General features: G+C 63.9%; 12 protein-coding genes. 4 read left to right on the top strand and 8 right to left on the bottom strand.

From position 1 onward, the window contains the following. Positions 1-339: 339 nt before the first annotated feature. The 3 genes from fdxA to NDO48_RS00435 form a co-directional block, all read right to left on the bottom strand. Entirely contained in the window at positions 340-678 is a 339-nt protein-coding gene (fdxA, locus tag NDO48_RS00445; protein WP_018430040.1) for a ferredoxin FdxA, read from the bottom strand. 147 nt (positions 679-825) lie between these two features. Next, a complete protein-coding gene (locus tag NDO48_RS00440) occupies positions 826-1,209 on the bottom strand; it encodes an RNA-binding S4 domain-containing protein (protein WP_018430041.1) in 384 nt (127 codons plus the stop codon). Positions 1,210-1,214: 5 nt separating this feature from the next. Then, positions 1,215-4,388 (bottom strand): helicase-related protein, encoded by a 3,174-nt coding sequence (locus tag NDO48_RS00435; protein WP_018430042.1) that lies wholly within the window; start codon positions 4,386-4,388, stop codon positions 1,215-1,217. A 740-nt stretch (positions 4,389-5,128) separates the two neighbouring features. On the opposite strand from NDO48_RS00435, the gene aqpZ reads away from it, so the two are divergent. Beyond that, positions 5,129-5,815: an aquaporin Z gene (gene aqpZ, locus NDO48_RS00430; RefSeq protein WP_026227614.1), complete on the top strand. Its 687-nt coding sequence runs from the start codon at positions 5,129-5,131 to the stop codon at positions 5,813-5,815. A 77-nt stretch (positions 5,816-5,892) separates the two neighbouring features. On the opposite strand, the gene NDO48_RS00425 is transcribed toward aqpZ, so the two are convergent. Both NDO48_RS00425 and NDO48_RS00420 read right to left on the bottom strand, forming a co-directional pair. Next, entirely contained in the window at positions 5,893-6,615 is a 723-nt protein-coding gene (locus NDO48_RS00425; protein ID WP_018430044.1) for a beta-ketoacyl-ACP reductase, read from the bottom strand. A 96-nt stretch (positions 6,616-6,711) separates the two neighbouring features. Beyond that, positions 6,712-7,896 carry an acetyl-CoA C-acetyltransferase gene (locus tag NDO48_RS00420; protein WP_018430045.1) on the bottom strand — a complete coding sequence of 395 codons (1,185 nt, stop codon included), beginning with the start codon at positions 7,894-7,896 and terminating at the stop codon, positions 6,712-6,714. Between the two features lie 297 nt (positions 7,897-8,193). On the opposite strand from NDO48_RS00420, the gene phaR reads away from it, so the two are divergent. Both phaR and NDO48_RS00410 read left to right on the top strand, forming a co-directional pair. Further along, positions 8,194-8,793 carry a polyhydroxyalkanoate synthesis repressor PhaR gene (gene phaR / locus NDO48_RS00415; RefSeq protein WP_026227615.1) on the top strand — a complete coding sequence of 200 codons (600 nt, stop codon included), beginning with the start codon at positions 8,194-8,196 and terminating at the stop codon, positions 8,791-8,793. Positions 8,794-9,104: 311 nt separating this feature from the next. Then, the gene (locus NDO48_RS00410; RefSeq protein ID WP_018430047.1) at positions 9,105-9,533 is read left to right on the top strand and encodes a GlcG/HbpS family heme-binding protein; all 429 of its coding nucleotides are present in this window, start codon (positions 9,105-9,107) and stop codon (positions 9,531-9,533) included. A gap of 95 nt (positions 9,534-9,628) precedes the next feature. Here NDO48_RS00410 and NDO48_RS00405 read toward each other — a convergent pair whose 3' ends face one another. The 3 genes from NDO48_RS00405 to mtgA form a co-directional block, all read right to left on the bottom strand. Further along, positions 9,629-10,042: a hypothetical protein gene (locus tag NDO48_RS00405; protein ID WP_018430048.1), complete on the bottom strand. Its 414-nt coding sequence runs from the start codon at positions 10,040-10,042 to the stop codon at positions 9,629-9,631. Positions 10,043-10,191: 149 nt separating this feature from the next. Continuing rightward, positions 10,192-10,374, bottom strand: a complete 183-nt coding sequence (gene rpmF, locus NDO48_RS00400; RefSeq protein WP_026227616.1) for a 50S ribosomal protein L32 — start codon at positions 10,372-10,374, stop codon at positions 10,192-10,194. A gap of 158 nt (positions 10,375-10,532) precedes the next feature. Beyond that, on the bottom strand, positions 10,533-11,243 hold the full coding sequence (gene mtgA / locus NDO48_RS00395; RefSeq protein WP_267320673.1) for a monofunctional biosynthetic peptidoglycan transglycosylase: 711 nt from the start codon (positions 11,241-11,243) through the stop codon (positions 10,533-10,535). Positions 11,244-11,371: 128 nt separating this feature from the next. Here mtgA and NDO48_RS00390 point away from each other — a divergent pair, with 128 nt between their 5' ends. Continuing rightward, positions 11,372-12,289, top strand: a complete 918-nt coding sequence (locus NDO48_RS00390) for a polyprenyl synthetase family protein (protein ID WP_026227617.1) — start codon at positions 11,372-11,374, stop codon at positions 12,287-12,289. Positions 12,290-12,353: the final 64 nt, after the last annotated feature.

Below are 12,353 nucleotides of genomic sequence, written 5' to 3'. Positions count from 1 at the left end.
TTCTTTAACACCGACCCGCCGAGGCCGGCTAACGAGGGTGGCCGCTAACGCGACCTTGTGCCGCACGACAATCGACCCCCATTCGGAGAGCTTGGACCGGCAACAGCAAAAAACTGTAAACGCCGTCCCAGATTGCTCTGGTCCGAAATGGGGTTGTCACCTTTCAGTGAAATAGGCTTCGCGCCATGATCGACGTTGTGTCACCGGCATGTTGACCAAGCCCTAACACAAAAAGTCGCAAGAATCAAGGTTTTGCTGCATACGCGAACACCGGCCCGCGTCAAGTCACGACTGCGGTGCGCAAACTTGTCGATGTGGCGCCCCGGGGCGCCGCAGCCTTCAGTTGCCTTCGCCGGGCTCGGCCGAGAAGTACTGCTCGAACTTGCCTTCGACGCCGTCGAACTCTTTTGCCTCGGGCAGCTCAGGCTTCTTGACGGTCAGGTTCGGCCACTTGCTGGCGTATTCGGTATTGATCTGGAGCCACTTGTCCAGGCCCGGCTCGGTGTCCGGCTTGATGGCGTCAGCCGGGCATTCCGGCTCGCAGACGCCGCAGTCGATGCACTCGTCGGGATGGATGACGAGCATGTTCTCGCCTTCGTAGAAGCAATCGACCGGACAGACCTCGACGCAATCGGTGTACTTGCACTTGATGCAATTGTCGGTGACGACGTAGGTCATGCGGTAGGCTCCGGGACTTCCCGTACGGGCGAACTTTGACGGTGAGGTAGACCCTTTGTCGGGCTCTTGCAAGGGCGGCCATTGCGCGCAAGGCCGCCTTGGCGGAACGACTTTCTCATCTTGGCCCAGTTCGGCTCAGATGATGCTTCAATCGCCCCGCAAGCGGTCGGTGGCGCGGCGTTCACGCTTGGTCGGCCGACCGCTTCCGGCCTCGCGCAGCGGCGGCAGCGCATCGGGTGGAGCCTCGCCCTTGGGCGTTGGCGCCGGCGACAGGTCTTCATAGAGCCGCCTCGCCTCTTCGGCTGGGCCGCGCCGGTCACCCGGCAGCGTCACCTTGTAGACCAGGATACGACGGTCGAGCGTTATGGTCAGCACATCGCCGGTCTTGACGATGTCGGATGCCTGGTCGAGCTTCTGGCCGTTCAGCCTGACACCGCCGCCCTGCACCAGCTTGGCCGCCAGCGACCGCGACTTGACCGCGCGCGAGAAGAACAGCCACTTGTCGATGCGCTGTCTTCCCTCGCCGGCCAAGTGGGTTACTTCTTCAGCTGGTCGCGCAGCGCCGCGAGCTTGGCGAAGGGCGAGTCGGGATCGATGCGCACCGGACGCTCCTCGCGCGGCTTCTGCTGGAAGGCGGGCTTACCCTTGAAGCCACCGCGATCGCCGCCGTGCTTTTCGCCCTGCGGCCGTTCGTTGCGGTTGCGGTGCTCAGGGCGACCGCCCTCACCCTGCGGCTTGCCACCGGGCTTGCGGTCGAAGCGCGGACGACCGCCGTCGCGGCCCTCGCCACCTTCACGCGGGCCGCCGCGATTGGCCTCGCCCGGCCGAGCAGCCTGGCCATTGCGCTGGTCGCGCTGGCCGCCGCGCGGGCGGTTGTTGTCATGGCGATGACGCGGACGCTGCTCGAAACGGCCCTGACGCCAGATGAGGATCGGCTTGGGCTCTTCGGCCTGCTCCGCAGCGTCTGTCGAAGCAGTTGCCTCCACGGCAGGAGCTTCCTCGGCGGCGGCTTCCGCCGCCACCTCGACCACGGGCTCGGCAACAGTCTCTTCGGCTGCGGTTTCCGCTGGCGCCTCGGCAACCTCGGTCACGGCTTCGGCAACGGCCGCTTCTTCTGCAACGCCTTCGGCGGCTGCGTCTTCAGCAACCGGCTCAGCGGGAGCTGCTTCCGCAACCTTGGCGGCAGCGGCCTGTTCGGCAGCTTCGCGCGTGGCCGTGTCGATGGCTTCGAGCTTGTCCTTGACCTCGGCGGCCGGCTTGGGCTCGGCGCGGTAGCCAAGGCCTTTCAGGATCTCTTCCATGTCGTCGCCGGTGGCCCCGAGGATCGACATCATCTGCGGCGTTACGATGAAGGCCGAACCGTCATAGGCACCATCGGGACGCGTGCCGCTGCCCTGCTTCCAGGCCAGCGCGGGACGAATGAGATCGGCAAGGCGCTCCAGGATGTCGACGCGCACGGCACGGCGGCCGAGATTGCGGAAACCGGCCAGCTTGTAGAACGACTTGTCGAAGGCCTGGTCGATGACAACAGAGGTGCGGCCGGCAGACAGCGCATGGACGACGTCGCCGAAGCCGGGCTTGTCCTTGCCGTCGTTCTTGATCGCCCACAAAAGCGTGACCAGACCCGCCGGTGCCGGTTTGATCAGCGCGGGCACAAACACGTGATAGGCGCCGAAGCGCACGCCGAGACGGCGAAGGGCAGCGCGCCCCTCCTGGTCCAGCGACTTCACCTCTTCGGCAATGTCGCGGCGGTTGATGAGGCCGAAATTCTCGACCAGCTGGAAGGCGATGCCACGCCCGATGCCCGAAAGCTGCTCGGCCGACTTGAGATCGACCAGCGGCTTGAGCAGAAGCTCGACCTGGAAATTGATGAAGCGCTCGGCGCGCGCCGCCACCTTGTCGCGGGCCGGGCCGGTCAGCTGCTCGTCGGCCAGAAGCACGACGCGCGGCTTGAGTGGGTCCTCGCCCTCGACCAGCGTGCCGATCGGCGCGCCGATCCAGCGCAGGACACCATCGGAGCCCAGCGCGATGTCGCCGTTGGGCGACGCGGCGAAACGCTCGGCGCGCGCTTCGAACTCTGTCGCCAGCGCCTTCTGCGCTGCCGTGCGCACTGCCTTGGCGTCCTCGCCACCGGCGCTTTGGTCGGCGGTGAAACGGAACCCTTGCAGTTCGCCGACGTGATGGCCTTCGACGAGGACGGTTCCGGACGGGCTGATTTCGGCTTCAAGCATGGTGTTTTCTCTAAGGCGGCGCATGAGGACGGAAGTCCTGCGGTCTACAAAGCGTTTCGTCAACCGCTCATGCAGCGCATCCGACAATCTGTCTTCGATGTCGCGTGTTTTTTCTTGCCAGTGTGCCGGATCGGCAAGCCAACCGGGGCGGTTTGAGACGAAAGTCCAAGTCCGGATCTGGGCGATCCGGTGCGAAAGCGTGTCGATGTCACCCTCGGTGGAATCGGCGCGACGGACCTGTTCGGCCATATAGTTCTCGTCGACATGGCCACGCCGGGCGAGGTCGTCATACATCGATGCGATGAGATCGGCGTGCTGCGCCGGCGCGATCTTGCGATAGTCGGGCAGCGCGCAAGCTTCCCACAGCAGCGCCACCCGCTCGCGGTTCGTGGCAAGTGCGCGGATTTCGGCATCGCGTGACAGATGCTCGAGCGCCTGGGCATCGACAGCCGGCAAAGCACGCGTCAGCCCCTCCACGGGAGCGACCGTCTCGATCGAGCGCTTCAACGCATCAATGCTGGCAAAGTCGAACTGGACGGTTCGCCACTGCAGCACCTTCACCGGATCGAAATCATGCGCTTCGATCTTTTCGATCAGCTCCTCGTCGAACGGATCGACGCGACCGGTGACGCCGAAGGTGCCGTCGCGCAGATGGCGACCGGCACGTCCGGCGATCTGGCCGAGCTCGGCGGCGGTCAGCTGGCGGAACTGGTAGCCGTCGAACTTGCGGTTCTGGGCGAAGGCGACGTGGTCGACATCGAGGTTGAGGCCCATGCCGATGGCATCGGTGGCGATCAGGTAGTCGACGTCGCCCGACTGGTAGAGCGCCACCTGGGCGTTGCGGGTGCGTGGGCTGAGCGCGCCGAGCACGACGGCCGCCCCGCCCTGCTGGCGCCGGATCAGCTCGGCGATGCCGTAGACCTCGTCGGCCGAGAAGGCGACGATGGCCGAGCGGCGCGGCAGCCGGGTGAGCTTCTTCGACCCGGCATAGGCGAGATGCGACAGCCTCGGACGGGTAACCACAGACACGCCCTTGAGCAGCTTCTCGAGAATGCCGCGCATGGTGTGGGCGCCGAGCAGCAGCGTTTCTTGGCGGCCGCGCAGATGCAGGATGCGGTCGGTGAAGATGTGGCCGCGCTCGAGGTCGCCGGCGAGCTGGACCTCGTCGATGGCGACGAAGGCTGCATCGGTCTGGCGCGGCATGGCTTCGACGGTGCAGACGGAATATCTGGCGCCGGCAGGCTGGATCTTCTCCTCGCCGGTGATCAACGCGACCTTGTGAGCACCGACCTTCTCGCACAGCCGCCCGTAGACCTCGCGGGCCAACAGCCTGAGCGGCAGGCCGATGACGCCGCTTTCATGCGCCACCATGCGCTCGATGGCGAGATGGGTCTTTCCGGTATTGGTCGGGCCGAGCACGGCCGTGACGTCGCGCCCTGACAGGATCAGCGGGTCGTTCTGCCTGGAGTGAACATTCATTTCAAGAAACCACCCTCGGCGCCGGTCGGGACCGGCGTTGCGGCGCCTTCGGACGCCGAGTGGACACATAGGGATTTGCGCGCCAAAGCGAAAGCGGAATGTTCCGGTTTAAGAGTTGGAACGAGTCTGGAACGAATCAGCGACGAATCACTGACTCTGGACGATTCAGGTTTTGTTCACCCCAACATATTGAAGAACAGCTGGCAAGCGGCACCACATGCAGACTCACTAAAGTGGCCAGTTCCCGATTCCGCGCCGTTGCCGTTAACCTTTGCCGGCAAGGTCGCGCCCAGCAGGGTGAAGCCGCACGCAAAATAATGAAATTATTGATGTTTCCTACTCAGGCGTTAACAGCAGCGAGGCCTGCAACCGCGATTTGATTAAGACTTGAACCAAATGCGGAACGAACTGGCGACGAATCGGTGACCGTACCTGTTTCCCGGTTTGTTCACCGCTAGATGTTGTGCCGCTTGATCTCCTCGGGCGGATTCGAGGCAAGTCCGGTGCAAGTTCGCATGCGAAAGCCCACAACCGCCGTTAACCTTTGCGTGCCATTCCGGCACGAACAGCCTGTAGCGAAAATATCTGTGATTGCATTCCGTTAGGTCATACTCGCTGGTTGTGTACAACGCCGACGCGTGTCTCCATGGCCAGGTTGAGTCTGTGCGGCGGGGTTGCCTGGACAGGGCCTCCGGAAAATGCGGCGCACCGCGCAGGCGCACGACACTGGAGGGACCAACATGAAACGACTGTTCGCCGAGTTCTTCGGCACATTCTGGCTCGTCTTCGGCGGCTGCGGCAGCGCCGTCCTTGCGGCGGCATACCCCGATCTCGGCATCGGCTTTCTCGGCGTTGCGTTTGCGTTCGGCCTGACCGTTCTCACCATGGCCTATGCTGTCGGCGGCATTTCCGGCGGCCACTTCAACCCGGCCGTTTCGGTCGGCCTGCTGGTCGGCGGCCGCTTCGACGCCAAGGACCTGATCCCCTATGTGATCGCCCAAGTGTTGGGCGCCGTCGTCGCCTCGGCGGTGCTCTATGTGATCGTCAGCGGCAAGGCCGACTTTGCCGGCATCGGCGGCTTCGCCACCAACGGCTATGGCGATGCATCGCCCGGCAAATACGGCATGACGTCCGCACTGGTCATCGAGGTCGTGCTGACCTTCATGTTCCTGATGATCATCCTCGGCTCGACCCATGGCCGTGTGCCCAAGGGCTTCGCCCCCATCGCCATCGGCCTGGCGCTGACCCTGATCCACCTGATCTCGATCCCGGTCACCAACACGTCGGTCAACCCAGCGCGTTCGACCGGACCGGCGCTGTTCGTCGGCGGCATCGCCCTGCAGCAACTGTGGTTGTTCTGGGTCGCGCCGATCGTCGGCGCCATCCTGGCTGGCATCACGCACAAGGCGCTGTTCGAGAGCGAGTGAACAAACCCGACTTCCTTGCCAAGAAAAAAACGGCGCCGAAAGGCGCCGTTTTCCACTGTTGAAATGCTGACGGGCGGTCAGACGAAATACTGCCCGCCATTGGCGGTCAGCGTCGCGCCGGTGACAAAGCCCGACTCGTCGGAGGCCAGGAACACCACGCAGCGCGCAATTTCCTCGGGCTCGCCGAGACGGCCGACCGGAATCTGGGCGATGATCGATTCGCGCACCTTCTCGGGAACTGCCATCACCATTTCGGTGGCGATGTAGCCGGGGCAGATGACGTTGACCGTGATGCCGGCGCGTGCGCCCTCCTGCGCCAGCGCCTTGGTGAAGCCGATGTCGCCGGCCTTCGACGCCGAATAGTTGGCCTGGCCCGCCTGGCCCTTTTGGCCGTTGATCGAGGAGATGGTGATGACGCGGCCGAACTTGCGGTCGCGCATACCGCTCCACAGCGGGTGGGTCATGTTGAAGACGCCATGCAGGTTGGTGTCGATGACTTCCTTCCACTGCTCGCGCGTCATCTTGTGGAACATCGAGTCGCGGGTGATGCCGGCGTTGTTGACCAGCACCGCAACCGGGCCAAGATCGGCCTCCACCTGCCTGATGCCGGCCTCGCAGGCGTCATAGTCGGCGACCGACCATTTGTAGACCGGAATACCCGTCTCTGCCTTGAACTTCTGCGCGGCCTCGTCGTTGCCGGCATAGTTGGCAGCGACCGAGTAGCCCGCGTTTTTCAGCGCGATCGAAATAGCGGCACCAATGCCGCGCGATCCGCCGGTGACGAGTGCGACCTTACCCATTCGTTTCCCCTTTTCTGCTGCTTGGATGACTTGCCCTTATGACAGGCATTTAAAGACGAAGAGGGCGGCACTTAGGCCGCCCTCTCGCATTTCGATTTACATCGCCTCGACACACATCGCGACGCCCATGCCGCCGCCGATGCACAGGGTCGCCAGACCCTTTTTGGCTCCACGCCGCCGCATCTCGTAGACCAGCGTGTTGAAGACGCGGGCGCCCGACGCGCCGACCGGATGGCCGATGGCAATCGCGCCGCCATTGACGTTGACGATGTCAGGGTTCCAGCCCATGTCCTTGTTGACCGCGCAGGCCTGCGCCGCAAAGGCTTCATTGGCCTCGACTAGGTCGAGATCGCCGACCGACCAGCCAGCCTTCTCGAGCGCCTTGCGCGAGGCCGGGATCGGGCCGGTGCCCATGATCTGCGGATCGACTCCAGCGGTTGCCCACGAAACGATGCGCACGAGCGGCGTCAGGCCGCGTCGCACCGCTTCCGCCTCGCTCATCAGCACCACGGCGGCCGCGCCGTCATTGATGCCGGATGCGTTGCCAGCGGTGACGGTGCCTTCCTTGTCGAAGGCCGGACGCAGCTTGGCCAGCGCATCCATGGTCGTGCCGGCACGGATGTATTCGTCCTGGTCGACGATGGTATCGCCCTTCTTGCCCTTGATCGTGACCGGCACGATCTCGTCCTTGAAACGGCCGGCAACCTGGGCAGCTTCGGCCTTGTTCTGCGAGGCAACAGCAAAGCGGTCCTGCTCCTCGCGGGTCAGCTGCCATTGGCGGGCGACGTTCTCGGCGGTGTTGCCCATGTGGTAGCCGTAGAAGGCGTCTGTCAGGCCGTCCTTGATCATCGTGTCGATCATCTTGAAGTCGCCCATCTTCACGCCGCCGCGCAGGTGCTGGCAGTGCGGCGCCATGGACATCGATTCCTGGCCGCCGGCGACGATGATCTTGGCGTCGCCGATGGCGATCTGCTGCATGCCGATGGCGATGGTGCGCAGGCCCGAACCGCAGAGCTGGTTGAGGCCCCAGGCAGTCGCCTCCTGCGGGATGCCGGCAGCCATGGCCGCCTGGCGCGCTGGGTTCTGCCCCGCACCTGCCGTCAAGATCTGGCCGAGGATGACCTCGTCGACTTCCTTGGCATCGACGCCGGCACGCGCCAGCGCCTCCCTGACCGCGATCGCACCCAGCTCATGCGCCGGCGTGTTGGCGAAGGCGCCGTTGAACGAACCGACCGGCGTGCGTGCCGCACTGGCGACGACGATGGAGGTGGAGGCGGACATGTTTCTCTCCAGACTTGGTGAAACGAGAAGGTTTGTTGTGCGTCGAAGAAATTGGCGCTCACGACTTTTCTTGCCCGTTCCAGGACCCGAGTCAAACCGGAAAATCGGCTAGCGGCTCATGCTGCGCTTGCAGTGCAGCAATGCTGCGCAGCATTTTTTTGCCGGCATGTCCGGGCTTCTCGTTCTTGCACTGCACAAAGCGCTTGGATTTGCAGTTGCTTTGCGCGTATCCTGCCCCCGAGGCGCAATGTTACCGGCTGCTTACACGGCAATCCGGTCTTCCGGGGGAGGATGCTGATGCCTGCAAAAGACGAGCCGGTGGTGATCAAGAAATACGCCAACCGGCGGCTCTACAATACCGGCACGAGCACTTATGTGACGCTCGAGGACTTGGCCGAAATGGTCAAGAAGGGCGAAGAATTCACCGTGCAGGATGCCAAGTCCGGCGAGGACATCACCCATCCGGTGCTGACCCAGATCATCTTCGAGCTGGAGAACAAGGACGGGCAGAACATGCTGCCGATCCCGTTCCTGCGCCAGTTGATTTCGTTCTATGGCGACCAGATGCAGATGGTGGTGCCGAGCTTCCTCGAGCAGTCGATGATCGCCTTTGCCAAGGAACAGGAACGCTTCCGCGAGCAGATGAAGTCGACCTTCGGCAAGGCGCCTATGGATATGATGAAGGGCGCCACGCCGATGAAGGCGCTGGAAGAGCAGACCCGGCGCAACATGGAGCTGTTCCAGAACGCCATGCGCATGTTCACGCCCTTCCCGGCCGCTTCGGGCAGCGCGCCGGCCGAGCCGGCACGGAAGGAAGCAGCCGAGAAGCCCGACGATCTCAAGGAGCTGAAGGAACAGCTCGCTGCAATGCAGCGCAAGATCGATTCTATGGGGTGAGGCACGGTCGGCCCAGAGCGCACTCAAAAAGCCAACTGCTTGGCTTTTTGAGTGCCGAACGCCCGGAGCGACAGCGAAGGGCTGGGGCTTTTTGTTTGAGAACGCCGGGGAGCTGTCGGGTTCAGCCCCCCACTGGGGCAGCGCAACTCATCATCTAAGCCCGACGGCTTCTCACTCCGGCGCCAGCGCCAAAGCCAACCGTACGCCACCCTGCCCTACCCTTTCAGGCGAGAGATTTTCAACCTGACGCAGGGTTTTGCTCTGCTCACCGAGCGTGTTTTCTAGGCGCGCAACATCGGAGGAACCCCATCATGACCGAACTGACGCTGGCCAAGGCCAACGCCATCATTACCACCGCATTCGAACTGGGCGCCCAGCAGGACTTCAAGCCGCTGGGCGTTGCCGTGCTCGATGCCGGCGGCCATCTCCTGGCATTCCAGCGCCAGGACCGCGCGCCCTTCATCCGCGCCGAGGTTGCCTCGGGCAAGGCCTATGGCGCGCTCGCCGTGGGCACCAGCTCGCGTGCGCTCGGAGTTGCAGCCGTAGAGCGTCCACATTTCTTCCAGGGACTGTCGGCGGTATCGGGCGGCAAGATCGTGCCGGTCCCCGGCGGCGTGCTGATCCGCAACAAGGACGGCGATGTGCTGGGTGCCGTCGGCATTTCCGGCGACACGTCTGACAATGACGAGCTGGCGGCAATGGCCGGCATCGAGGCGGCCGGCTTCGTTGCCAAGGTCTGAGGCGATCCCAGACAAGGCATGACGCGGCTTTCCGTCGGAAACCGCATCAAACCAAAGAGCGCGTTTTCGCGATTCGAGGGAATCGCGGCGACGCTCTAGTCGCGGCCGAAGGTGACGTCGCGGTTGGCCGATCGGATCGAGACCGAGAAGCCAGCCAGGACGTCGAGCAGGGCGATTACCACCAGGATGAAGAAGACCGAGCTGGTGGCGCCGCGCATCAGCAGGAACTCGACCAGGAACGCCACGAAGACGAAGGTCGACAGCAGGTGGTCGATGACAGAGGCGCTGCCCGTGCGGGTCGCCTTGACGATCTCGACGAAGAACAGAAGCAGCGCAACGACGATCAGCAGGTCGCCGAGGGTGAGCGTGAAGACGCCGCCCGACATCATGCCGAGCGAGACGACCGTGGTCTGCCACGGATCCCCCGCGGGGCCGCTGCCGAACAACCCGGCAAGGCCGGCGTTGTAGAGAATGAAGGGCACGATCAGAAGGGGGATGCCGGCAAGCATAAAGCTACTCCGCGTTTTGCTCGCCCTTGTAGAAGGGGCCCGGCCGCTTCGGTCAAGGACTTCGTGGCTTCACCCGATCACCGACGCACAAAAAGAAAGGACCGGCAAAGCCGGTCCTTTCTGATCTAAGCCCGTCCGGAAGAAGCTTCTCAGCTTTCCTTCGGCGTCAGAACCTGGCGACCGCGATACATGCCGGTCTTCAGGTCGATGTGGTGCGGACGGCGCATTTCGCCCGAGTTCTTGTCCTCGACATAGGTCGGGGACTTGAGGGCGTCAGCCGAACGGCGCATGCCGCGCTTGGACGGGGAGGTTTTTCGTTTTGGAACAGCCATGGATACACTCCACTAATCGGTCAAGTGACCCTGTCCGCCCTCGTGAAAGGGCCGCATCCAAGGCCGGAATATGAAGAAGTCGGGGAGCCTATACACGGCGAGGCCAAGCTTGACCAGCCCGAACCGACTCTTTTTTCAGCCGACGCACAATGCCGGCGCTAGTCCAGACACTGGACATAAGCGCCTGCCCTTGAGGCACGGCGCTCGATCACCGAAGCAAGCCGCCTGAGCCCGGCACCCGGCTTGGCCGGGTTGCGTGCGGCGGGGTTCGGCAGCGTTACCGCCAGGAGTGCTGCCTGCCGCCGACTGAGCTGGCTTGCGGGCTTGCCAAAATAGTGCTGCGAGGCCGCCTCGATGCCGTAGATGTTCGGGCCCCACTCGGCGATGTTGAGATAAATCTCCATGATCCGCCGCTTGGACATCAGCGCATCGAAATAGATCGCCAGCGGCAGCTCCGCCGCCTTCCGGATGAATGAGCGGCCGTTCCAGAGATAGAGGTTCTTCACCGTCTGCATCGGGATGGTCGAGGCACCGCGGGTCGATTCGCCATCCAGCGCATCGCTGATGACGCCACGAAGCTCGCCGAGATCGACGCCCCGGTGCGAACAGAACTGCCCGTCCTCGGACATGATGACGGAATGGGCGAGCACCGGGGCGATATCGTCGAGCGCCACCCATTGCCGGTCGTAGCCCTGCAAGGTGACGATGTCCTTGACCATAAGGGTGGAGATCGGCCGCACGAAGGGTGGCAAATAGAGAATGGTCAGCACGACCGGCAGAGCGATCAAGGCCGCAGCCGCAAGCGCCCCGAGCCGCACCCAGCGGCGCAGGCTTCCGCGCGAGAGGATCCCGCGTCGCGCTGCAGCCATGTCCAGCCCTTCGGTTTCCGGCTCTATGATCGGTTCCGCCAACCCGCCTGCCCTTGCCTGTCAGCCTTTCGGCATAAAGGCGCTTGGCTTCTTGCGCAACGTCTGTGTGTCCGCTACCGCTCGCCACCATGACGATCGACAGCGATATCATGTTCGAAACCGCCTTGAGACTGCGCGCCGACGCCGTCGAGACCCAACTCGGTCACCTGCTCAGCGACCATATGCTGTCGGGCGAGATATCGCGGCCCGGTCACCTGATGGCGGCGATGCGCCATGGTGCGCTGAACGGCGGCAAGCGGCTGCGCCCGTTCCTGGTGCTGGAAAGCGCCGCGCTCTTTGACGCCGACGGCGAGGCTGCGCTGCGTGTCGCTACCGCACTCGAATGCGTACATTGCTATTCGCTCATCCATGACGACCTGCCGGCGATGGACGATGACGACCTGCGCCGCGGCCAACCGACCGTCCACAAGGCGTTCGACGAGGCGACTGCGATCCTGGCCGGCGACGGCCTCTTGACCTTTGCCTTCGACATTATCGCCGACGAGGCCACCCATCTGCCGGCCGAGCGTCGCGCAGCCCTGGTCCTGGCGCTTGCCCGCGCCGCCGGCCCCGGCGGCATGGTCGGCGGCCAGGCGCTCGACCTCGACGCCGAACGCAACAAGCCCGACGAGGCTGGTATCATCCGTCTGCAAGCGATGAAGACAGGCGCGCTGATCCGCTTTGCCTGCGAGGCCGGCGCCATCATCGCCGGCGCCTCTACCGCCGAGCGCGAAACGCTCGCCGAATTCGGCTCGGCCATCGGCCTCGCCTTTCAGCTTGCCGACGATCTGCTCGACCTCACGGCGGACGCCAAGACCATGGGCAAGGCGACGGGCAAGGATGCGGCCGCCGGCAAGGCGACGCTGGTTTCTCTCCATGGCGCCAACTGGGCCCGCGCCCAGCTCGCCGGTCTGGTGACCCAGGCGCATGCCCTGCTCGAGCCCTTCGGCGAAGGCGGTGCGATGCTCAAGGCGGCCGCAAGCTTCGTGGCCGAGCGCAACAGCTGATCCGGCCTGACAGCCAGTAGATTCGTGCCTGCGCCAGGCTTGGTGCGGGTCAGAATCTCTTAAT

Source organism: Aminobacter sp. MET-1 (assembly GCF_026521175.1).
GTDB lineage: Bacteria > Pseudomonadota > Alphaproteobacteria > Rhizobiales > Rhizobiaceae > Aminobacter.
The sequence above is the reverse complement of the archived record's forward strand: the minus strand, read 5'-3'. Positions and strand labels throughout refer to the sequence as shown.

Coding starts and splice junctions, on each gene's coding strand:
- mtgA (WP_267320673.1), bottom strand. CDS start 11,243: ATGGCTGCAGCGCGACGCGGGATCCTCTCGCGCGGAAGCCTGCGCCGC.
- aqpZ (WP_026227614.1), top strand. CDS start 5,129: ATGAAACGACTGTTCGCCGAGTTCTTCGGCACATTCTGGCTCGTCTTC.
- rpmF (WP_026227616.1), bottom strand. CDS start 10,374: ATGGCTGTTCCAAAACGAAAAACCTCCCCGTCCAAGCGCGGCATGCGC.
- NDO48_RS00425 (WP_018430044.1), bottom strand. CDS start 6,615: ATGGGTAAGGTCGCACTCGTCACCGGCGGATCGCGCGGCATTGGTGCC.
- NDO48_RS00405 (WP_018430048.1), bottom strand. CDS start 10,042: ATGCTTGCCGGCATCCCCCTTCTGATCGTGCCCTTCATTCTCTACAAC.
- NDO48_RS00435 (WP_018430042.1), bottom strand. CDS start 4,388: ATGAATGTTCACTCCAGGCAGAACGACCCGCTGATCCTGTCAGGGCGC.
- fdxA (WP_018430040.1), bottom strand. CDS start 678: ATGACCTACGTCGTCACCGACAATTGCATCAAGTGCAAGTACACCGAT.
- NDO48_RS00410 (WP_018430047.1), top strand. CDS start 9,105: ATGACCGAACTGACGCTGGCCAAGGCCAACGCCATCATTACCACCGCA.
- phaR (WP_026227615.1), top strand. CDS start 8,194: ATGCCTGCAAAAGACGAGCCGGTGGTGATCAAGAAATACGCCAACCGG.
- NDO48_RS00420 (WP_018430045.1), bottom strand. CDS start 7,896: ATGTCCGCCTCCACCTCCATCGTCGTCGCCAGTGCGGCACGCACGCCG.
- NDO48_RS00390 (WP_026227617.1), top strand. CDS start 11,372: ATGACGATCGACAGCGATATCATGTTCGAAACCGCCTTGAGACTGCGC.